This window comes from Paraburkholderia nodosa DSM 21604 (assembly GCF_000519185.1).
In the GTDB taxonomy this organism is placed as follows: domain Bacteria; phylum Pseudomonadota; class Gammaproteobacteria; order Burkholderiales; family Burkholderiaceae; genus Paraburkholderia; species Paraburkholderia nodosa.
On sequence record NZ_JAFA01000045.1, the window covers coordinates 30,180 to 51,948 of the forward strand.

The 21,769-nt window shown below is 67.3% G+C and carries 16 protein-coding genes; 11 read left to right on the forward strand and 5 right to left on the reverse strand.

From position 1 onward, the window contains the following. The first annotated feature begins 137 nt into the window (after nt 1-137). Nucleotides 138-2,084 carry a tetratricopeptide repeat protein gene (locus A3CW_RS0137955; protein ID WP_028208196.1) on the forward strand — a complete coding sequence of 649 codons (1,947 nt, stop codon included), beginning with the start codon at nt 138-140 and terminating at the stop codon, nt 2,082-2,084. Between the two features lie 88 nt (nt 2,085-2,172). Here A3CW_RS0137955 and tcuC read toward each other — a convergent pair whose 3' ends face one another. After that, nucleotides 2,173-3,468 carry an MFS transporter gene (gene tcuC, locus A3CW_RS0137960; RefSeq protein ID WP_028208197.1) on the reverse strand — a complete coding sequence of 432 codons (1,296 nt, stop codon included), beginning with the start codon at nt 3,466-3,468 and terminating at the stop codon, nt 2,173-2,175. Between the two features lie 336 nt (nt 3,469-3,804). Between tcuC and A3CW_RS0137965 the strand changes: the two genes are divergently transcribed. Together A3CW_RS0137965 and A3CW_RS50455 are read left to right on the forward strand one after the other, a co-directional pair. After that, a complete protein-coding gene (locus A3CW_RS0137965; protein ID WP_028208198.1) occupies nt 3,805-4,335 on the forward strand; it encodes a GNAT family N-acetyltransferase in 531 nt (176 codons plus the stop codon). A gap of 183 nt (nt 4,336-4,518) precedes the next feature. Beyond that, nucleotides 4,519-5,445, forward strand: coding sequence for a hypothetical protein (locus A3CW_RS50455; protein WP_028208199.1), 927 nt, complete (start codon nt 4,519-4,521; stop codon nt 5,443-5,445). 58 nt (nt 5,446-5,503) lie between these two features. Here the strand turns inward: A3CW_RS50455 and A3CW_RS0137975 are convergent, their stop codons facing one another. From A3CW_RS0137975 to A3CW_RS0137985, 3 genes are all read right to left on the reverse strand, one after another. Next, nucleotides 5,504-6,211: a DUF2968 domain-containing protein gene (locus tag A3CW_RS0137975; RefSeq protein ID WP_028208200.1), complete on the reverse strand. Its 708-nt coding sequence runs from the start codon at nt 6,209-6,211 to the stop codon at nt 5,504-5,506. Nucleotides 6,212-6,432: 221 nt separating this feature from the next. After that, the gene (locus tag A3CW_RS0137980; protein ID WP_028208201.1) at nt 6,433-7,782 is read right to left on the reverse strand and encodes a gamma-glutamyl-gamma-aminobutyrate hydrolase family protein; all 1,350 of its coding nucleotides are present in this window, start codon (nt 7,780-7,782) and stop codon (nt 6,433-6,435) included. A 133-nt stretch (nt 7,783-7,915) separates the two neighbouring features. Continuing rightward, nucleotides 7,916-9,673 (reverse strand): cation:proton antiporter, encoded by a 1,758-nt coding sequence (locus A3CW_RS0137985; RefSeq protein ID WP_028208202.1) that lies wholly within the window; start codon nt 9,671-9,673, stop codon nt 7,916-7,918. A gap of 213 nt (nt 9,674-9,886) precedes the next feature. Between A3CW_RS0137985 and A3CW_RS0137990 the strand changes: the two genes are divergently transcribed. From A3CW_RS0137990 to A3CW_RS0138025, 8 genes are all read left to right on the forward strand, one after another. Next, nucleotides 9,887-11,278 (forward strand): amidase, encoded by a 1,392-nt coding sequence (locus A3CW_RS0137990; protein WP_028208203.1) that lies wholly within the window; start codon nt 9,887-9,889, stop codon nt 11,276-11,278. Nucleotides 11,279-11,417: 139 nt separating this feature from the next. Next, nucleotides 11,418-11,948 carry a disulfide bond formation protein B gene (locus A3CW_RS0137995; protein ID WP_028208204.1) on the forward strand — a complete coding sequence of 177 codons (531 nt, stop codon included), beginning with the start codon at nt 11,418-11,420 and terminating at the stop codon, nt 11,946-11,948. Between the two features lie 372 nt (nt 11,949-12,320). Continuing rightward, nucleotides 12,321-13,877 (forward strand): xanthine dehydrogenase small subunit, encoded by a 1,557-nt coding sequence (xdhA, locus tag A3CW_RS0138000; protein WP_028208205.1) that lies wholly within the window; start codon nt 12,321-12,323, stop codon nt 13,875-13,877. Beyond that, a complete protein-coding gene (gene xdhB / locus A3CW_RS48945) occupies nt 13,874-16,258 on the forward strand; it encodes a xanthine dehydrogenase molybdopterin binding subunit (protein ID WP_035515151.1) in 2,385 nt (794 codons plus the stop codon). Before xdhA ends, xdhB begins: the two co-directional genes overlap by 4 nt. A 118-nt stretch (nt 16,259-16,376) precedes the next feature. Beyond that, nucleotides 16,377-17,435: a xanthine dehydrogenase accessory protein XdhC gene (xdhC, locus tag A3CW_RS0138010; protein WP_028208206.1), complete on the forward strand. Its 1,059-nt coding sequence runs from the start codon at nt 16,377-16,379 to the stop codon at nt 17,433-17,435. 40 nt (nt 17,436-17,475) lie between these two features. Further along, entirely contained in the window at nt 17,476-18,537 is a 1,062-nt protein-coding gene (locus A3CW_RS0138015) for an adenosine deaminase (RefSeq protein WP_028208207.1), read from the forward strand. Between the two features lie 193 nt (nt 18,538-18,730). Next, nucleotides 18,731-20,038 carry a guanine deaminase gene (gene guaD, locus A3CW_RS0138020; protein ID WP_028208208.1) on the forward strand — a complete coding sequence of 436 codons (1,308 nt, stop codon included), beginning with the start codon at nt 18,731-18,733 and terminating at the stop codon, nt 20,036-20,038. Nucleotides 20,039-20,117: 79 nt separating this feature from the next. After that, entirely contained in the window at nt 20,118-20,690 is a 573-nt protein-coding gene (locus A3CW_RS0138025; protein WP_028208209.1) for a TMEM165/GDT1 family protein, read from the forward strand. Between the two features lie 83 nt (nt 20,691-20,773). Here A3CW_RS0138025 and A3CW_RS0138030 read toward each other — a convergent pair whose 3' ends face one another. Then, nucleotides 20,774-21,472, reverse strand: a complete 699-nt coding sequence (locus A3CW_RS0138030; RefSeq protein WP_028208210.1) for a DUF4136 domain-containing protein — start codon at nt 21,470-21,472, stop codon at nt 20,774-20,776. Nucleotides 21,473-21,769 lie beyond the last annotated feature (297 nt).

The window sequence follows — 21,769 nt, forward strand, 5'->3', positions numbered from 1 at the left end:
TATGAACAGGTGTTCAAATGTTAGTTCAACAACGGATGCCAGTCAACTTTCGATCAACATTCGGCCAACTTCGGGAACGGGTCCGCGAGTGTGGGAAAATGCCGCCTTTGTGTCCCGAACGTTTTGCTTCTTCAGTCATGGAACAGCTTTTTGTCCGCGCGTACGCCGCACATCGCGACGGCCGGCTGGACGACGCCGAGCGCGACTACCGCGCGACGCTCGCCGCCGATCCCGTGCACGTCGATGCGCTGCATCTGCTCGGCGTGCTACGGCATCAGCGAGGCCAGCACGCCGAAGCCGCGGACCTCGTGCGTCGCGCGGTCGCTTTGCGCCCTGACGACGCCGCGCTCCAGCTGAACCTCGGCAACGCACTCAAGGCGCTCGGCGAACTGGAAGGCGCGATCGAGCGCTTTCGCAACGCGCTCACGCTCGCGCCTGCCTTTGCCCTCGCGCATTACAACCTCGGCAACGCCTATGCGGTGATCGGCCGTCACGAGGACGCGATGTACGCGTTCGGCCAGGCCGTGCGCCTGCAGCCCGGCGACGCCTCGTCGCACAACAATCTCGGCAACGCGCTGCACGCGCTCGGCCGCCATACCGAAGCCGCCGACTCGTTTCGCCGCGCGCTCAAGATCCGCCCGGGCCACGCCGGGGCGCACAACAACCTCGGCATGTCGCTCAACGCGCTTGGCGACAGCGCGAGCGCGGTCGAACAATTCCAGAAGGCGCTGCGCGTGCAGCCGCGCTTCGTCGCCGCGCATTTCAATCTTGCGAATACGCTCGACGCGACCGGCCATCACGGCGAAGCCGTGGCTGCCTTCGAAACGGCGCTTTCGCTGCAGCCGCATTTCGCGCCGGCCCTGTTCGGGCTCGGCAATGCGCTTGTCGCGCTCGGCCGCCACGACGCAGCCATCGGGCCCTACGAGCGTGCGATCGGCTTCGATCCGAAATTTGCCCTCGCCTGGCTCGCGCTCGGCGTGGCGCATCACGCGCTCGGCCGGCATGCGGCCGCGCTGCGCGCCTTCGACGAAGCGCTGCGCGTGCGGCCCGATCTGGCCGCCGCGCATTTGAATCGCGCGCTCACGTGGCTCACGCTCGGCGACTTCCGGCGCGGACTGCCCGAGTACGAATGGCGGCTCGATCCGGCCGCACGCGACGAGGCACACGCCAACGCACCGCGCGGCGCAGGCTACGCCCTGCCCCCGCAGGTGAACGCACCGATTGCGTCGATTGCGCCGCGCACGACACAAAGCGCGCTGCCACGCTGGCACGGCGAGCCCCTGAACGGCCGCACGCTGCTGATCGAGGCCGAACAGGGTTTCGGCGACACACTTCAATTCGTGCGGTTCGTGCCGCAAGTCGTCGCAACGGCACAGAAAACCGGAGCGCGCGTCGTGCTCGAAGTGCAGCGCGCACTCGTGCCGCTCATCGCGCCCGCGGCCGAAGCGTGGCGCGTCACGCTCGTCGAGCAGGGCGCGCCCCGGCCCGCCGCCGACCTGCACTGCCCGCTCCTCTCGCTGCCGCTCGCGCTCGGCACGAGCATCGACACACTGCCCGCGCGCACGCCCTACCTCAACGCCAGCGCGGCCTACGGGCGCAAGTGGCGCGGCTCGCTGGGCGGCCAGGCGCGGCGCAAGATCGGCCTCGCGTGGTCCGGACGCATCCAGAAGCACGAGAATCGCGCGATTGCGCTCGCCGCGCTCGAACCGCTCTTCGCGCTCGATGGTATCGACTGGATCGTCCTGCAACCCGAACTCAGCGCCGCGGAACACGCGGCGCTCGACGCGCATCCACGGGCGCGCTCGATCCACCGGCTCGGCGGCAAGCTGCAGGATTTCGCGGATACCGCGGCCGTGATCGAACGTCTGGACGGCGTCGTGTCGATCGATACCTCGATCGCCCACCTCGCGGGCGCGCTGCGCGCGAAACTCTGGGTCATGCTGCCGTTCGCCGCGGACTGGCGCTGGTTTGCGGGCACTGACGAAAGCCCCTGGTACCCGCACGCGCGGCTCGTCCGGCAGCCGCGCCCACATGCATGGGCGGAAGTCGTGGAAACGGTCGCGAGCGATTTGCGCGACGCGTAAGCGGCACAATGAAAAACGGGGCGCCTGAGCGCCCCGTTTTTCATTGCTTTCGCCGCGAGAGTGCCGGCTCAATCGGTCAATTCGCCGATCAGGCAGCCTTGTACTGATTGCGCGCTTCCGGCGTGCGATAGAGCACGAGCGTCGCGATGAGGCCGCACACGCCCGCGACGCCCATCCAAGCCCCCGGCGCCGCCTTGTTGCCGCTCACGTGGATGAGGTAGGTCGAGATCGCCGGCGTGAAACCGCCAATCGTCGTCGCGAGGCTGTAGGCAAGCGAGAAGCCGGCCGTGCGCACATCGGCGGGCATGACTTCGGTGAGCGCCACGACCATCGCGCCGTTGTAGCAGGCGTAGAGGAACGACAGCCACAACTCGACCGTGAGCAGGCGGCCGAACGACGGTTCCGCCACGAGCCACTGCACCGTGGGATAGGCGGTGAGGATCGTGAGCACGGAGAAGGTGATCAGCATCGGGCGGCGGCCCACACGGTCCGAAACCGCGCCGGAAACCGGCAGCCAGAAGAGGTTCGACAAGCCGATGCAGACCGTCACGATCAGCGTGTCGATCTCGTTCAACCTGAGCACTTCCTTGCCGAAGGTCGGCGTGTAGGCGGTGATGAGGTAGAACGACACGGTGGTCATGATGACCATGCCCATGCCGGCGATCACGACGCCCCAGTTCTGCACCATCGACGCCATGATTTCGCCCATCGACGGACGATGCTTCCTCTTCGCGAACTCCTCCGTTTCCTGGAGCGAGCGGCGAATGATGAAGAGGAACGGCACGATCAGGCAGCCGATGAGGAACGGCACGCGCCAGCCCCAATTCGTCATCTGCTCGACGGGCAGCAGGCGATGCAGCAGCACGCCCAGCAGCGCGGCAAACACCACGGCGACCTGCTGGCTGCCCGACTGCCACGAGACGTAGAAGCCTTTGTTGCCCTTGGTCGCGATTTCGGAGAGATAGACCGAGACGCCGCCCAGTTCCACGCCCGCAGAGAAACCCTGCAGCAGGCGCCCCAGCAGCACGAGCGCCGGCGCGAGTATGCCGATGGTCGCGTAACCCGGCACGACGGCGACCGCGAGCGTACCGAACGCCATCAGGCCGAGCGTAAGCATGAGGCCCTTGCGGCGGCCGTGATGGTCGATGTACGCGCCGAGGATGATGGCGCCGAGCGGACGCACGAGGAAGCCCGCGCCGAACACGGACAGCGTGAGCATCAGCGAAGCGAACGCATTGTCACTCGGGAAGTAGGTCCGGGCGATCGCCGAAGCGTAGTAGCCGTAGACCATGAAATCGTACATTTCCAGGAAGTTGCCGCTGACGACGCGGAAAACGGTCCGGAATTTAGATTCGCTTGGGGATGCGTGGGACGCGGTAGACATGACACTCTCTGAAGAGACTGTCCGGGAAGCCTGAGCGGCTCGCGGGACAGTGAAAAACAATCACTCGCGGTAAAGCGAGGGTCGCGCGCGCAGGCATTTTATTGTGCGGTACGCGCCGGGACCCAGATATTCGGGCATTTCCTTAAAAGAGGCTAGCAAAAAGCACCAACAAAGGCCAATTCTTCCATATTTATTACGATATAAATTCATTATTCTTTCATTGCGGGCGAGCCCGCCGCGAGCGTCCTCGATTGGGGCAAAATATCCTGCAGCAGGGCTTGGCGCGCGGCCCCCGACGCGCGCCCTGATCCAGACGCCCACACGTCCGCCATCCGCATGACCGACATCCCAGCCCTCACGCTGCGCCCGGCCACCGTCGCCGATGCTCCCTTGCTCGCCGCCATGCATGCCGCAAGCTGGCAGGCCACGTATCGCGCGCTGCTGCCCGCTGCGTTTCTCGAACGCGAAGTCGACGCCGAGCGCGCGGCTTACTGGCGCGCGCGCATGGAAGCGCCAGGCGGCGAACGGCGGCTCGTTCTGATCGCCGAGCTTGCATCGGGTGCGGCCGTCGGCTTCGTCTGTGTCGAACGCCAGCCGGGCTCCCCCTGGGGCGTGCTGCTAGACAATCTTCATGCGCTTCCGGCGCACCAGGGGACAGGCGTCGGCAAGCGGCTCATGCGCGCGGCGCAGGACTGGGCGCGCGCCCAGGGCGAGACGCAGCTGTATCTGTACGTGCTCGACGGCAACACGCCCGCGATTGCGTTCTACGAGCGCCAGGGCTGGACCTATTCGGGCTCGGAGCCCGACCGCATGGGCGGCATCGACATCACAGCACTGCGTTACGTGTACCGGCTCGGCGGCCAGTGAAGTCCGCCAGCCTCAGCGCAAACAACCCAGGCTTTTAAGCCATTTCCGATGGAACGGCGAAATGGTGACGGTCATGATCGGCGGCATCCCTTTAATTGCATGCGCCGCAGGCGCCCCATCGACACGCGCCGCCGATGACATTGCCACGCGGCGCCGTCGCCAGACCGGGGTTGCGAGAGATCGATGTCAACATTTCAGTTCGTTCAGGTCGAAGGTGCGCTCGCGTTGCCGCATATTCGCCCGCTTGCCCATTTGCCCGCGTCGTTTGGCCGGGAATGGGCGCTAACGCCTCCGCATTTCAGCCTGCGCGCCGAACTGCGCGCGCTCTATGCCGCCATCATGCACACGGTGTGTCTGAGCGCCGAAGCGTTTCGTGCCGCGGTCGGCTGGGGCGACGATCACCGTCCCGCTTCGCAGCCTCCGAGGCCCGTTGCAGCGCCTGTTGCCGCAACCGCCGGGCACCCCGCACACGCGCGGAGCACGCCTGATGCATCGCCGAACCGCACGCCAAAGCACACATCGCCGTTCGAACAGCGCAAGCTCGCTGGCGGCGCGGTCGCGATTGGCGGCGCCGCACTGCTCGCATGGATCGTCGCGAGTCATGCACCGCACGATTCAGCAAGCGCAAGCGGCAACGCGACCCTGCGCCCAAATGCGAGCACGCTTCAAGACACCTCGCAGCGTCTGGCCGATGCGCGCTCACAGCACGCATCGGCCGCGAGACTGGTCCAGCGCGAAGCGCCCAGCAACGAGCGTGCGGTCGAGCGCAACGGCAGTCAGCGTGTTGCAGAACGCGGCGCGAACCCGCGTCGCGACGTCAGCACGTTTGCGCCAAATCGCGAAGCGCGTCCGGTGACGTCACATCGCCCGCATGGCGCCTATCCGCAAGCGCAAGGCTATTCGCCCCGGCCCACCGGTGCGAATCCCGCCGACGAATACGCGTCCATCCTTGCCTATGCGAAAACGTACGTCCCTGCACGCGCCTCGAATTCGCCGGCCGTGCCGGTCAACGGTACGGAATGGGTCAATCATGTTTCGCAACGCCGCATCACCGAGGTGCCGGACCGATTCACAAAGTCACTCGCGGACCCAGCCGCCGTTGCACGATAAAAAAGCCCGGCAACTGCCGGGCTCTTTTGTAGCACGCGGGGAAAAGCGCCTGCCGTTCTCAGCGCCCCGCCCCGGGCAGGCCTGACTCCGTTGCGCGCTGCAGTGCGTCCACCTGCCTCTGCAGCTCACGCAATTGCGCCTGTGCCTGGGCCTTCTGCGCGTTGAGCGCCGCCGTGTCGCCCCGCGCGTGGCGCTGGTAGTCGTCGACTCGCTCCTGCTGCATACGAGCGATGGCGAGATCGGCCTGCAGGCGGCGAGCGCGCTCTTCGGAGATCGCGATCACGCGTTCGATGAAGGTCTTTTGCGCCTCCAGCTCCGTCCGGCGTATCTCTACCTGCGAAAGCTGCTCGGTTTGCCGCACGAAGTCTGCATAGATCGCCTCGGAACGTGCTTCGTCCTGCGAACGGATCACGCGCCAGAAGTGCTTGTCCTGAAACAGCACGACGTAGTACGTCATCTCCGGTGGATAGAAGAAGAGACTCGCGCCAAAGCTCGCGTTATAGGTCGTCCGCAGTTCGACGAGTTGGGCATCGTGAATCAGTTGCATGAGCGTGGCAACGTCGCCTTGCGCGGCGCCGACGCTGGCCTGCTCGTCCGCGCTGCCCATGTTGCCCGCCGGCGGCACTCGCTCTCCAGCCGTGTTAGACATGGCGGCCGGGTCTGCAGCGTCGACCGGCATGCCGGCCCATGCCGTCGCGCCCTGCTGCAGCAGCACGAGTGCTCCGGCGCTGAGCATCAGACGCCGCAACGTGATTGAGTGCTTCATACCCGTCTATTCCATTCAGGATTCTCAGTAACCCTTCATTATCGCTGCCGGGAAATCTCAAAAACGACGTTTAAATCTGGATAAGCAGTGGAATCGAAAGATTAGGACGGGTCTTATGCAGGACGCCGGGGAAGGAGACGGAAATAAAAAAGCCGCGCACAGGTTGCACGCGGCCAGGAGGGGGTTGCTGCGATTCGCAGTGATCGCCCCGTGGTTTGCAATCAGAAGCGGGTTTCGCGCGCGGATCGCAAGAAGGTGTCGAGCAGCGGCGTGCAGTCGAGCAGTTCGGGGCCGCCCGCACGATGGAACTCGGGGTGCCACTGCACGCCCACGACGAACGGCGAGCGCCGGTAACGTACCGCCTCGATGAGCCCGTCGCCCGCCGAAACGGCCTCGACGGTCAGGTCGCGTCCGAGGTTCTTCACGGCCTGATGGTGAATCGAGTTGACGATCGCCTCGCGCCGCCCAGGGAACATGGTCGCGAACGTCGAGCCCTGCGGGAACGTGACCGCGTGGCGATGCTGGTCGTAATGCTCGCTCACGTGCACGCCGGCCGTCGGCACTTCGGTCGCGATGTCCTGAAAAAGCGTGCCGCCAAACGCCACGTTGATGAGTTGGCAGCCGCGGCACACGCCCAGCACCGGCTTGCCCGATTCGACGAACTCATGCAGCAGTTCGAGTTCATACATGTCGCGCACGCGGTCGCCCGGCCACTCGGGGCGCGGCGACACTTCCGCATACGTCTGCGGCGAGACGTCGGCGCCACCCTGGAGCAGCAGGCCGTCGAGATGCTTCGCGTAATCGCGCAAGCGGATATTGCTCGGGTGCAGCATCCCCTGATGCCCAACCGTCGGGATCATGAACACGATGACGTCTCGAGACATCACCCAATGTGCGATCGATTCCTCCAGGTATTGCAGCGTCTTGCCGCGCAGCCCTAGTGCGCCCGGCTCCGGGTGGAAGATCCGCGCCGAGACGCCGATGCGCAACGTGCGCTGCGTGATGCGCTGACCGGCGCGGTCGAACATTTGCCGCGCCCGCGCCACGACGATGCGGCCGAACACCGCCCAGGCCGAATCGCTCGCGCGCAGATAGCGCGGCGGTTCCGGCGGAATGGCGCCGGGCGGCGGCGGGTGATGTGCAGTGAAGTCGGGCGCCTGGCCGAAGCCGGCCGGCGCAGCACCAGGACGTTGCGGCGCAGCAGAGGCTGCCGCCTCGCCCGTGCTCGCCGGTTCGGTATGCGGGGCCGGCGCGGGCGCGGACTTGCCGGCCTCGGCGGTTTCGCTGATCGGAATACTCGGCGTCGTGGCCGCCGGTGCCTGCTTCGGCAACTCGCCAGGCGCGGAAGCCGCTGCCGCCCCTCCAGCGCCAGGCGTGACGGTCGAAGCGCTTTCGGGCGCATCGGTCGAAGCGCGTTGCGCGGCTTCCCCGGCGGGCGAAGCGGAAGGCGATGCAGAGGGAGAACCAGCAGGAGGAGAGGACGAGGGCGCGGGAGCGCCGGCAGGACCGGCATCGGCAGGACGGCTTGCGCCGTCAGGGACCTCGGGGTGGTCTGATTTGTTATCGCTCATGACGTGGGGTCAGGCGCGCGGCGCGCGAACGAATGAACAGGCTTCGATTATCCGTCGCACGGCACGCCGCCGCCACCCCCGCACACAATTGCTCACATCCCGTCACACCAGCGGCACCTCGAACTCGCCTGGATCAGGCATCCGGCCGCTCGTCGAAGGTCTCGCGCAACGCAATCTGCATCGACGCGTGGATCTTCACGCACCAGCGCCACAACAGCATGGTGAGCGCCGCCGCGCACACCAGCACGCCGACGAGGAAGCCCGTGGGCGGCAGGATCGTGCCCGAGAGCGCCGCCACGAGCAGGAACACGCCGAACATCGAGACCACGGGCACCAGTTCCGCAATCACATGACGGATCGCGCGCGTAAAGCGCCCGGCCTTCTCCGGCTGCACGCTCACTTCGGCGAGCAACAGCGCGAGCGACTGCGTCTTGCGCCACACCGCCACGAGGAACGGCATCGCGAGCACGAGCGCGGCGCTCCAGAGCACGACGCGCTGAATGCGCTCGTCGCCGATCCAGTGCGCAAGCAACGGCGCCGCGTAACGCGCACCGTACGAAACGCCGATGAAGATCGCCGAGACGAGCGCGAGATTCACGGCAATCTGCACGACGATACGCTTCGTGAGCGAAAAGATCGTGGGCCCGTCCGAGCGCGGCACGAGGCAGCGCAGCCACTGGCTGTACATGCCGAATACGTTCGAGACGGCAGGCGGCATGGCGCGCGCGAGGCGCTGCGAGAGCGGATCGGCGATGCGGATCAGGTAAGGCGTGGTGAGCGTCGTGATGGCCGAGACGGTCACGGCGATCGGATAGAGAAACCCGCTCGTCACCTTCAGCGTGAGACCGAGCGAGGCGATGATGAACGAGAACTCGCCGATCTGCGAGACGGTCATACCCACGCGCATGGCGGTGCGTCCGTCGTGGCCCGCGAGAAAGGTGCCGAGGCCGCACGACACGAGCTTGCCGAGCACCACGGCAAGCGAGATCACGGCGATCGGCCAGGCGTAATCGACCAGCACGAGCGGGTTGAGCATGAGCCCGATCGTCACGAAGAAGATAGCGGAGAACGCGTCGCGCAGCGGCGCGACGAGATGCTCGATGCGATGCAGATGGCGCGACTCGGCCATGACTGCGCCGATCAGGAACGCACCGAGCGCGATCGAATAATCGAGCTTCACGACGAGCAGGCAAAAGCCGAAGCAAAAGCCCAGCACCGAGACGAGCAGCATTTCGTCGTTGCCCACGCGCGCGATATAGCCGAGCACGCGCGGCACGATCAGGATGCCCGCGAGCAGCGAGACCAGCATGAAGAGCAGCAGCTTGCCGAGCGTGATGAGCGCAATGCCCGGCGAGAGCTCGCCCGTCTGCGCGATGCCGCCGAGCAGCACGAGCATCGCAATGCCGAGAATGTCCTCGACGATCAGGATGCCGAACACGAGCTGCGCGAACGGCTCGCGCTTCACGCCGAGATCGGAGAGCGCCTTGACGATGATCGTGGTCGAAGAGATGGCGAGAATCGCGCCGAGGAACAGCGCATCCATCGTGGCCCAGCCGAACGCGCGGCCGATCTCGTAGCCGAGCCACAGCATCAGCACGATTTCCGAGAGCGCCGCGACGATGGCGGTCGCGCCCACCTGGAACAGCTTGCGCAGGCTGAATTCGAGGCCGAGCGAGAACATCAGGAACACCACGCCGAGTTCGCCGAGCGTCTGGATGGTCTGCTCGTCGTGGATCAGCTGGAACGGCGGCGTGTACGGCCCGATGATCACGCCCGCCGCGATATAGCCGAGCACGACCGGCTGCTTCAGGCGATGAAACAGCACGGTGACGACGCCTGCCAGCGCCATCACGACTGCCAGATCCTGAATGAAGCCGATTCCGTGGTGCATGAAGGTCTTTCCTTACAAATAGCTATCGATTTTGTGCATGTTACCCGATGCGCGGCGTGAGCCAAATCGCACGCAAGGAAAAAAGCCGACCTACAATGATGCGACCCTTGCAGGCGCGGCCCGCCCTCGGCGCCCTTCGCCGGCGGCCTGACCGCCTGCTCCGCTGAACTTCGCGCAGCGCGCCGCCGCGCATCGACCGAGTCTTCCGCCGCCATGACCACCGCTTTCACGCCCGCTTTTACCCCGTTCCCTCCCCTCGCCCAGCTCGCTGCCGACCTCGCCGCGGGCCGCACGACGAGCCGCGCGCTCGCCGAAGCCGCGCTCGAGCGCATCGCCGACCCGGCCGGCCAGGGCGCGACCGTCTTCACGCACGTCGATGCCGAGCGCGTGCGCGCCGCCGCCGACGCGCACGACCGCCTGCGCGCGTCCGGCACGGTGCTTTCGCCGCTCGCGGGCATCCCCGTCTCGGTGAAAGATCTGTTCGACGTGGCGGGCGAAGTCACGCGCGCGGGCTCCACGGCGCTCGCGAACGCGGCGCCCGCCAAAGAGGACGCCACCGCCGTCGCGCGGCTGCGCCATGCGGGCGCGGTGCTGGTCGGCCGCACCAACATGAGCGAATTCGCGTTCTCGGGGCTCGGCCTGAATCCGCACTACGGCACGCCGCTCTCGCCCTGGCGCCGCGGCGTGGCAGGCGATGCGCGCGTGGCGGGCGGCTCGTCCTCGGGCGCCGCGGCCTCGGTCGCGGACGGCATGGCCGCCGTCGCGCTCGGCACCGACACCGGCGGCTCGATCCGCATCCCCGCCGCGTTCTGCGGCCTCACGGGCTTCAAGCCCACCACCGGGCGGATTCCGAAAACGGGCGGCGTGCCGCTCTCCCCCACGCTCGACTCGTTTGGCCCGATCGGCAACACGGTGGCGTGCTGCGCGCTCACGGACCGCGTGCTCGCCGGGCTCGCGCCGCACGTGCCGGCCGCGCGCCACCTCGAAGGCGTGCGCCTCGGCGTGCTCACCAACTACGTGACCGACGACGTGGACGCCGAAGTCGCGGAGACGATCGATACGGCGCTCAAGCATCTGGATGCGGCCGGCGCGATCGTGAGCGAAGTCCGCTTCGCCGCCTTCGAGCGCCTCGCCGGGATCAACCGCATCGGCTTCTCGCCGATGGAAGCGTATGCGTGGCATCGCGAGCTGATTGCGAAGCATCGGGACCAGTACGACCCGCGCGTGCTGGTGCGCATCCTGAAGGGCGAGCACGCTACGGCCGCCGACTATCTGGACCTGATCGCCGCGCGCGCAGCGGTCATGGCCGAGGCCCAGGCCACGCTCTGGTCGCGCTTCGACGCCGTGATCGCGCCGACCGTCCCCATCGCGCCGCCGCCCGTCGCCCCGCTTGCCGCCGACGACGATGTCTTCGCGCGCACCAACGCGCTCGTGCTGCGTAACCCGAGCGCGTTCAACTTCCTCGATGCCTGCGCGCTCTCGCTGCCGTGCCACCACTACGGCGCAGCGCCGGTCGGGCTGATGCTCGCAGGCGCGCCTGACAACGATGACGCGCTGCTCGCCATTGGACGCGGCGTCGAGGCCGTGCTCGCGCCGCTGCGCTGATTTGAGCGGGAATCGCTCGAGCCCCTGCTGCGTGCGGGCAAGGACACGTCCGCGCCGCGCGCAACCTTCGCGCTAGAATCCCGTCACGCCGTCGCAGCCGCCTGTGCGCTGCGCCAGATAACCCGAACGAACGAGCCTCATGAACGACGATAACGCGCTGTTGCGCCGCGAGCGCGGCCTGCTGGTCCTCCTTGGCCTGATCTGCCTCGCGCTCCTGGCCGGCGCCCTGTACTTCCAGTATGTCGAGCATCAGGACCCGTGCCCGCTGTGTATCCTGGGGCGCTATTTCCTGATTCTGATCGCGGTCTTCGCCTTTCTCGGCGCGCGCATGACGAGCTGGCGCGGCGTGCGCGTGCTCGAAGCGCTCGTGGTGCTTTCGGCGGCAGGCGGCGCGATTGCGTCCGCGAAGCTCGTCTGGGTGCAGGCGTTCCCCAACTACAGCTGCGGTTTCGACACGCTGCAGCCCATCGTCGATGGCCTGCCCTTCGCGCACTGGCTGCCCGGCGTGTTCAAGGTGCAAGGCCTTTGCGAAACCACCTATCCGCCGACGCTTGGCCTGACCATGCCGGTGTGGTCGCTGCTCGCCTTCGTCATCGCGTTCCTGGCCGTGATCCTGAGCCTGTGGCGCAACCGGCGCCGCCAGGTGTCGTGGCCCGGCATCCGCCGCTGACCGGAAAAAGGGCGCGGCGCGCCTTTTCAAGCTCCGCAGGCTCTCCCACCGCTTCCGCCGCCTAGCCATCGGGCGGCGCGCACGCCAGCGCGATTCGAGCGTCAGCCTCGCACGGCAGCATCGAATCGCGCACGACTTCCGCACCACCCCCTCCTTCCGGGCGCGATCAACGCACGCAATGGCTTTGCAACGCCGCGCGCGCTGTGACGTCGTCATGACCCAAGTCACATAACCCCCATCTTGCGGGGGAAATACTTTCCTGCGGCAAGCGGTGCTATCTTCGGAACTGGATGGCGATCTACGTGCGCGAGGCCGGTGTTGGCGCGCCCCTCTCGTAACGCGCGCCTGATCCGCAATGTCCCCGGGTTCACCATGACAACGCAAACCATCCGCTTCCTCCACCGAGGCGCCGTGCACGAAGTGCGCGACCTGCCTCCCACACGCACGGTGCTTCAGCATCTGCGCGAGGATCTGCATGCCTGCGGCACCAAGGAAGGCTGCGCGGAGGGCGACTGCGGCGCGTGCACGGTCGTCGTGGGCGAACTCGACAGCGAAGGCCATCTCGCGCTCAAGGCCGTCAACGCCTGCATCCAGTTCCTGCCGACCCTCGACGGTCGCGCGCTCTATACCGTCGAAGACCTGCGCCAGCCGGACGGCGCACTGCACCCGGTCCAGCAGGCGATGGTCGATTGCCATGGCTCGCAGTGCGGCTTCTGCACGCCGGGCTTCGTCATGTCCTTGTGGGCGCTTTACGAGAACCAGCCTGCCGGCGCGGGTCTGCCGAGCCGCGAGGAAATCAACGAGGCGCTCTCGGGCAACCTGTGCCGCTGCACCGGCTACCGGCCGATCATCGAAGCGTCGCTGCGCATGTTCGACGAAACCTGCCATGCGCGCGTGGCGCTCGATCGCGCTCGCGTCGAGGCGCAGCTGCGCGCGCTGCAGCGCACCGGCACCTTCGAATATCGCGGCCCCGATGTGCGAGGCGCCGCGCACGGCGAAAGCACGTTCTACGCGCCGCGCACGCTCGCCGCCTTCGCGGCGCTGCGTGCCGCGCATCCTGACGCGCGCGTGCTCGCGGGCAGCACCGATATCGGCCTGTGGGTTACGAAGCAGTTCCGCGACCTTGGCGACCTCATCTACACCGGCAACGTCGCGGAACTGGCGAGCGTTTCGCGCGACGCCCAGACGCTCACGATCGGCGCGGCCGTCCCGCTCGAAGAGGCCTACGCCGCGCTTGCCATCGATTACCCCGAACTCGCGGAACTGTGGGCGCGCTTCGCCTCGCTCCCTATTCGCAATGCGGGGACGCTTGGCGGCAACGTCGCGAACGGCTCGCCCATAGGCGACTCGATGCCCGCGCTGCTCGCGCTCGACGCCACGCTCGTGCTGCGTCGTGCGGCGCGCGTGCGCACGCTGCCGCTCGCGGCCTTCTACACGGGCTACCAGAAGAACGCGCTCGAAGCGGGCGAATTCGTCGAAGCGGTCCGCGTGCCCCGCCCCGCGCCGACATTGCGCTTTCGCACCTACAAGGTCTCGAAGCGCTACGACCAGGATATCTCGGCGGTGTGCGTTGCGTTTGCGCTCGACGTGCGCGAGGACGGCACCCTCGCGAGCGCGCGTATCGCCTACGGCGGCATGGCCGCGATCCCGCAGCGCGCCGCGCTTGCCGAAGCCGCGCTCACCGGTGCACGCTGGGACGAAACCAGCGCGCAGCGCGCGATGGATGCGCTCGCCACCGACTATCAGCCGCTCACGGACATGCGCGCGAGCGGCGCCTATCGCCTGAAGGTCGCGCGCAATCTGCTGTGGCGCTGCTGGCTCGAAACGCGCGACGACGCCCCGCTCGCGCTGTGCGACGTCAACGCGTTCGCTTTCGCCGAAGGCGACGACGATGGCCGGGACAACGCAGCCGCCGGAGTCACGCCATGAACGATCAAGCCGAAGCGCTCGTCATGCGCCCACAGCCAGGCGATGAGCACGCCCACGAGCGCGCGCTCGGCGCGCCGCTGCCGCACGAATCCGCCGATGCGCACGTGAGCGGCGAGGCGCGCTACACCGACGACATCCCCGAACTGCACGGCACCGTACACGCGGCGCTCGGCCTGGCGCGCCATGCGCACGCGCGCATCGTCGCGCTGGACCTCGAACGCGTGCGCTCGTCGCCGGGCGTGCTTGCGGTGCTGACGGCCGCCGATATCCCCGGCGAGAACGACTGCGGCCCGGTCGTGCACGACGATCCGGTGCTCGCGAGCGACGTCGTGCAATATCTCGGGCAGCCCGTGTTCGCGGTGATCGCCTCGAGCCACGAACTCGCGCGCCGCGCCGCGGCGCTCGCCGCGAGCGACGACGTCGTTCGCTATGAGCCGCTCGAGCCCGTTCTCAGCATCGAAGAGGCGCGCACGCGCCAGCACTACGTACTGCCGCCGCTGCGTCTCGTGCGCGGCGCGCCCGATGCTGCGCTCGCCGCTGCGCCGCATCGCCTCGCAGGCACGTTTGCCGTGGGCGGCCAGGAACAGTTCTATCTCGAAGGCCAGGTGGCCTACGCGCTCCCGCAAGAGCAGACCGGCATGCTCGTCTACAGCTCGACGCAGCACCCGAGCGAAATGCAGCAGGTCGTCGCGCATCTGCTCGGCTGGCCCGCCCATCGCGTCGCCTGCGAATGCCGGCGCATGGGTGGCGGTTTTGGCGGCAAGGAATCGCAGTCGGCGCTGTTCGCGTGCGTCGCCGCGCTCGCGGCGCACAAGCTGCAGCGGCCCGTGAAACTGCGCGCGGATCGCGACGACGACTTCATGATCACCGGCAAGCGCCACGATGCGCTCTACACCTACGAAGCGGGCTACGACGACGAAGGACGGCTCCTCGGCGCGCGCGTGGAGATCGCGCTGCGCGCGGGCTATTCCGCCGATCTTTCGGGCGCGGTCGCCACGCGCGCGGTATGTCACTTCGACAACGCCTACTTTCTTTCGGATGTCGAAATCGTCGCGCTCTGCTGCAAGACGAACACACAGTCGAACACCGCGTTTCGCGGCTTCGGCGGCCCACAAGGCGCGCTCGTGATGGAGGTGATGCTCGACGAAATCGCCAGGGCACTGGGCCGCGATCCGCTCGATGTGCGGCGCGCGAACTATTACGGCGTGGGCGAACGTGACATCACGCCGTACGGCCAGCGCGTGGAGGACAACGTGCTCGCGCCGCTCACCGACGAACTGCTCGCCTCGAGCCGCTATCACGAGCGTCGCGCGGCCATCGCCGCGTACAACCGCACGAGCCCCGTGCTCAAGCGCGGCCTGGCGCTCACGCCGGTCAAGTTCGGCATCTCGTTCAACGTGCCGCATCTGAACCAGGCGGGCGCGCTCGTGCATGTGTACCGCGATGGCTCGGTGCTCGTGAATCACGGCGGCACCGAAATGGGCCAGGGACTCAACACCAAGGTCGCGCAGGTCGTGGCGGGCACGCTCGGCTTGCCGCTCGCACGCGTGCGCGTGAGCGCCGCCGATACCTCGAAGGTCGCCAATACTTCGGCCACGGCGGCCTCTACCGGCAGCGACCTCAACGGCAAGGCCGCCGAGGATGCCGCGCTCACGATCCGCGCGCGCCTCGCGGCGTTCGCGGCTGCACAATACGGCGGCACGGCCGAAGACGTTGCGTTCGACGATGGCCTGGTGCGAGCGAACGGCAAGGCGATTGCCTTTGGCGAATTCGTCGAACTCGCGTACATGAAGCGTGTGCAACTGTGGTCCGATGGCTTCTACGCCACACCCAAAGTGCATTGGGACGCGCGCACGCTCACCGGCCATCCGTTCTACTACTTCGCTTATGGCGCGGCGGTGTCCGAAGTGGTCGTCGACACGCTCACGGGCGAATGGAAACTCGTGCGCGCGGACGTGCTGCACGACGCAGGCCAGTCGATCAATCCGGCCATCGATCTGGGCCAGGTGGAAGGCGGCTTCATCCAGGGCATGGGCTGGCTCACCACCGAGGAGCTTTGGTGGAACCGTGACGGGCGGCTCATGACGCATGCGCCGTCCACCTACAAGATTCCGGCGGTGAGCGACACGCCGGAGGCATTCAACGTGAAGCTCTATCGCAGCGGCGGCAACGACAACGTCGAGGCGACCGTGTTCCGCTCGAAGGCCGTGGGCGAACCGCCCCTGCTGTTGCCGTTCTCGGTATTTCTCGCGATTCGCGACGCCGTGGGCGCGGCGGTGCCCGAGGCGCGCGAGGCCGCGCCGCTGCGCGCGCCCGCGACGCCTGAAGCGATTCTCGATGCGCTGGACGCGCTGCAGGCAAACAGCCGCAAAATGAACTGACCGCGCGAACCGGCCGGCGCCTCGCACACTCCAACCGCGAAGCGCAGCCCGCGCGAGGCCACGAAGATTAACCGGCGGCACAGGCAACACCGTGCCGCACCGTAGGGAGAAGCGCCAGATGCAAGCCTGGCTTTCCGATCTGCAGCACCTGCTCGCGCACGGCGACGCCGCCGTGCTGGTCACCGTTGCGCGCGTCGAGGGATCGGCGCCGCGCGAGGCCGGCACGAAGATGATCGTCACGCGCGAAGCGGCCCGCCACACCATCGGCGGCGGCCACCTCGAATGGAAGGCCATCGAAATCGCGCGCCAGGTGCTGCGCGACGGCATGCGCACGCCGCATGCGCGGCGTCTCGAGCGCCTCGCGCTCGGGCCGAGCCTCGGCCAGTGCTGCGGCGGCGCCGTGGTGCTCGCGTTCGAGCGCCTCGACGTGGCCGACCTCGGCTGGCTCGCCACGCTCGCGCGCCGTCTCGCGGCAGGCGCATCGACCGTGCGTAGCGTATCATTTCGCTCCTCGCGGAACGGGAGCCCCGAGGGCGAAGGCACCGTAGCCGATCCGGCCATGCTTTCCGAGCCGGAACCGGGCGTGGAAGCGCCCGACTGCCTGCTTTGGGAAACGGGCGGCGCGCTGCTCCTCACCGAAACCATCGCGCCGAACGATTTTCCCGTCGTGCTGTTCGGCGCGGGCCACGTGGGCGCGGCGCTCGTGCGCGTGCTCGGCACGCTGCCCTGCCGCGTGCTGTGGGTCGACGAGCGCGACGCGGCGTTTCCGACGCCCGAGGCGTTCGCACTGCTGAACGCGCCCAACGTCGCGATCGACGCCAACGACGCGCCCGACGAGGCCGTCGACACGGCCCCGCCCGGCACGAGCTTCATCGTGATGACGCACGACCATTCGCGCGACCTCGATCTCGCCGAGCGCATCCTGCGCCGCGGCGACTTCGTGTTCTTCGGCATGATCGGCTCGCACACGAAGCGCAAGCAGTTCGAGCACCGGCTCGCCGCGCGCGGCATCGATCCCCTGCAGATCGCGCGCATGAACTGCCCGCTCGGCGTGGACGGTATCGTCGACAAGTCGCCCGAAGTCATCGCCGTCTCGGCCGCCGCGCAATTGCTGCAGGCGATCGAAGCGGCGAAGCTGGCGAGTGCGGCGCATGCCCCCGCCACCCATTCCGCGTGATGTCAAACACTGAAGAACCCATAAGCGAATCGAACCGAACATGACGATCACGACCACCGCCAACACCGCCGCCAACGCAAAGGCGCTCGTCGACAAGGCCGCCAATGCGCCGAAGGCCGAGCTGCACATCCATATCGAAGGCTCGCTCGAACCCGAGCTGATCTTCGCGCTCGCGCAGCGCAACAACGTGAAGCTCGCCTACGACTCGATCGACGCGCTGCGCGCCGCTTACGCGTTCACCGACCTGCAGTCGTTCCTCGACATCTATTACGCGGGCGCGAGCGTGCTGCTCTCGGAGCAGGACTTCTACGACATGACGATGGCGTACTGCGAGCGCGCGCTCGCCGACAACGTCGTGCACACCGAAATTTTCTTCGATCCGCAAACGCACACCGAACGCGGCGTCCCGATCGAAACGGTGGTCGCGGGCATCGACCGTGCGCTCGCCGACGCCGAAAAACGGGGCCTCACGAGCAAGCTGATCCTGTGCTTCCTGCGCCACCTGAGCGAAGCCGATGCGCTCGCCACCTTTGAAGCCGCGCGCCCGCTGTTCGAGCGCTATGCACGCCTGATCGGCGTGGGCCTCGACTCGTCCGAGCGCGGCCATCCGCCATCGAAATTCGAGCGCGTGTTCGAGCAAGCGCGGGCGATGGGGCTGAAGCTCGTCGCGCACGCGGGCGAGGAAGGCCCGCCCTCCTACGTCTACGAGGCGCTCGACCTGCTCAAGGTCGACCGCGTCGATCACGGCGTGCGCAGCATCGAAGACGCGGCGCTCGTCACGCGTCTGGCCGACACGCGCGTGGCGCTCACGGTGTGCCCGCTCTCGAACACCAAGCTGTGCGTGTTCGACGACATGACGCAGCACACGCTCAAGGCCCTGCTCGACAAGGGCGTCGCCGTAACCGTCAATTCCGACGATCCCGCCTACTTCGGCGGCTACGTCAACGAGAACTACCGCGCCATCATCGAAGCGCTCAAGCTCGACGACGACGAGGTGTACACGATCCTGCGCAACGGCTTCGAGGCTTCGTTCGTGACGCCCGAAGAGCGTGCCGCGCTGATCGCGAAGCTCGACGCGAACTGGAGTCGCGCCACGGCTTAAAGCGTGGACTCAGGCGCAAACTAAAACGCGGACTCGTCCGCACAGCAAGCCCCAGCCCGGGCTGTCACACGAATCCGGTCCAGCGCGCGAGCGCCGAACCGTGGGCCCGCTTATGCTGCGTTTTCAGGAGCGGCATGCGTCATGCGGGGCATGCATCGGACGAATACCTGAAATTATCGGAGACGAAGTTCCCATGACTCAATCGGCTTACCGCGCAAAACTGTTGACGTTCACCGGCGACCCTGCGCAATCGTCCGACGCCGCTGTCTTTGACGAAGACGGCGTCGTGATCGTCGAAGACGGCCACGTGGTCGCCTCGGGCGCGTGGTCCGCGCTCAAGTCGCGCGTCAATGAAAGCGCGACGGTCCACAATCTGCGCGACAAGCTGATCGTGCCAGGCTTCATCGACACGCACATCCACTATCCGCAGACGGACATGATCGCCTCGCCCGCGCCGGGTCTGCTGCCATGGCTGAACACGTACACCTTCCCGACCGAGCGCGGCTTCGAAAACGAAGCGGTGGCGCAGGACACGGCGCGCTTTTTCGTCGACGAGCTGCTCGCCTGCGGCACGACCACGGCGCTCGTGTACTGCACCGTGCACAAGCAGTCCGCCGACGCGCTCTTTACCGCGAGCGAAGCGAAGAACCTGCGCATGGTCGCGGGCAAGGTGCTGATGGACCGCCATTGCCCCGAGTTCCTGCGCGACACGCCGCAAACGGGCTACGACGACAGCGCCGAGCTGATCGGGCGCTGGCACAACCGCGGGCGCCAGATGTACGCGCTCACGCCGCGCTTCGCGCCCACTTCGACCGAGGCGCAGCTCGAAGCGTGCGGCGCGCTCGCGAAGGCGCATGGCGACATCTTCATCCAGAGCCACGTGGCCGAGAACCCGGACGAGGTGAAGTGGGTCAAGGAACTGTTCCCTGGCCATCGCAGCTACCTCGACGTGTACGACCACTACGGACTCCTGCGCAAGCGGGCGGTGTACGGCCACTGCATCTGGCTCGACGACGAAGACCGCCGCCGCATGGCGCATACGGGCACCGTCGCCGCACACTGCCCGACCTCGAACCTGTTCCTCGGCAGCGGCCTGTTCGACTTCGACAAGGCGGGCGAATCGTCGATGCCCGTGACGCTCGCCACCGACGTGGGCGGCGGCACCTCGTTCTCCATGCTGCAAACCATGAACGAGGCGCACAAGGTCGCGCGCATGGGCGGCCACCACCTCACGGCGACGCGCATGTTCTGGCTCGCGACAGCGGGCGCGGCGCAGGCGCTCGATCTCGCCGACAAGATCGGTACGCTCGCGCCCGGCAGCGAAGCGGACTTCGTCGTGCTCGATGCGCAGGCCACGCCGCTGCTCGCGCGGCGCACGGCGCGCGCCGAAGCGCTGGAGGAGTTGCTGTTCGCGCTCGCCCTGCTTGGCGACGACCGCGCCGTGTTCGAGACCTACGCGGCAGGCAAACGCGTGCACAGCCGCGACGGCGCACGCCGCTGAAAGCCCCGCCCCGCGCGGGTTGCGGGGAAAAGCGCCATACTATGCGCCTCATTGGGGAGTCGCACCGCCTCATCGCAACGTGAACCAAGCCTTTCTGGTCTCGACCGGCGCGGTCGCGCTCGCCGAAATCGGCGACAAGACGCAGTTGCTCTCGCTCGTGCTCGCGGCGCGCTACCGCAGACCGCTGCCGATCATCTTCGGCGTGCTCGTCGCCACGCTCGTCAATCACTCGGGCGCCGGCGCGCTCGGCACGTGGCTCGGCGCGCTCGTCACGCCGGGCGTCATGCGCTGGGCGCTCGCCGCCTCGTTCGTCGCCATGGGGCTCTGGATCCTCGTACCGGACAAGCTCGAGGAAGGCGAGGCGAACGTGAACCGCTCGCAGCTCGGCGTGTTCGGCGCCACGGTGGTGGCCTTCTTTCTCGCGGAAATGGGCGACAAAACGCAGATCGCGACCGTGGCGCTCGCCGCGCGTTTTCATGACTTCTTCGGCGTGGTGGCGGGCACGACGCTCGGCATGATGATCGCCAACGTGCCCGCGATCCTGCTCGGCGACCGTTTCGCCCACAAGCTGCCGACGAGACTCGTGCATGCCGTTGCGGCGGCGCTGTTCGTCGTACTCGGCGTGCTCGCGATTCTGGGCGTGGGGTTCTGACTTGACGTCGGAAACGACATAAAAAAACGCGCCGGACATAAGGCCCGGCGCGTCGCATGGTGGGCGAGTACGACGATGCTTGCCTATTTCGCCGGCGCGCTGCCCGTCGCGGCCGCACCGCCCTGCCCCGCGCCCGCCGGGGCCGCAGGTGCCTCATTCGGCGCGCCGCCGTTCTTGCCGACCGGGATCTTGACCTCCGCGACCGTGCCGTTGGCCAGCGGGAAATTCCCCAGCGCGCTCTGCACGAGAAAAGGCATCACGCGCACGAGCGAGGGATCGTCGCCCGAGGTGCGCGCCTGCACGTTATAGACCTCCTTGCCGCTAGCCTTTTCCGTGATGCGAATGCCGAGCGCATGCGAATACACCGGATAGCTCTGGTTCACGTAGGCGGGCTGATACGGTCCCCACGCGCCCCACGGATTCCACGGCCCCCAGTACGGGCCCGGCCAGGGGTTGTAGAACACGGGCTGCGCGACCGTCACCGTGTCGGTGCGGCTGCCGTAGGCGAGGCCCACCAGATAGCGCGCCTGCGGCTCGGCCACGAGACGGAACGCATGCATGGCGAGCCCGTTGGCCACGAACTGCTCGTAGGTGCTCTGCTCGATGCTCTGGCTTTGCTCGGGGCTGCGTTTGAACGCAAAGGTGCGCGTGGCGTCGCTGCCGCCGTCCCATGCGGAGAAGGCGGTCACCTGGCTCGTCACGTAAGTCGTGCAGCCGGAGAGCGTGAGGGCGAGCGCCGCCAGCATCAGGAGGGCGCGGCGGGTCCATCTGTCGTGCATCATGGTCTTCTCGTAGCAGTGTTGCTTCAGTTGGAAAAGTGCAGTCGTGGGGGCCGCTCTCTCCGATACGATCTTTGCGCCGCGCTTATTCCGTGTCCGTTACGTGTGGATTCCACGCCGGTCGTGTCTTGTTTTGCGCTCAGCCAGCCGCGCGGCAGGGCCTGATCATACTGACTCGTGGCGCAGCGCGAAAGTTCGGAGGCCGGGCCCCGACGGACAAAGCGGCCCGAGCCTTTGTACAATGGGGCGATCCGCCGCGCTCCCGCGACGGCAGGCAGCGCCCGTCGGGCGCACCCGCCG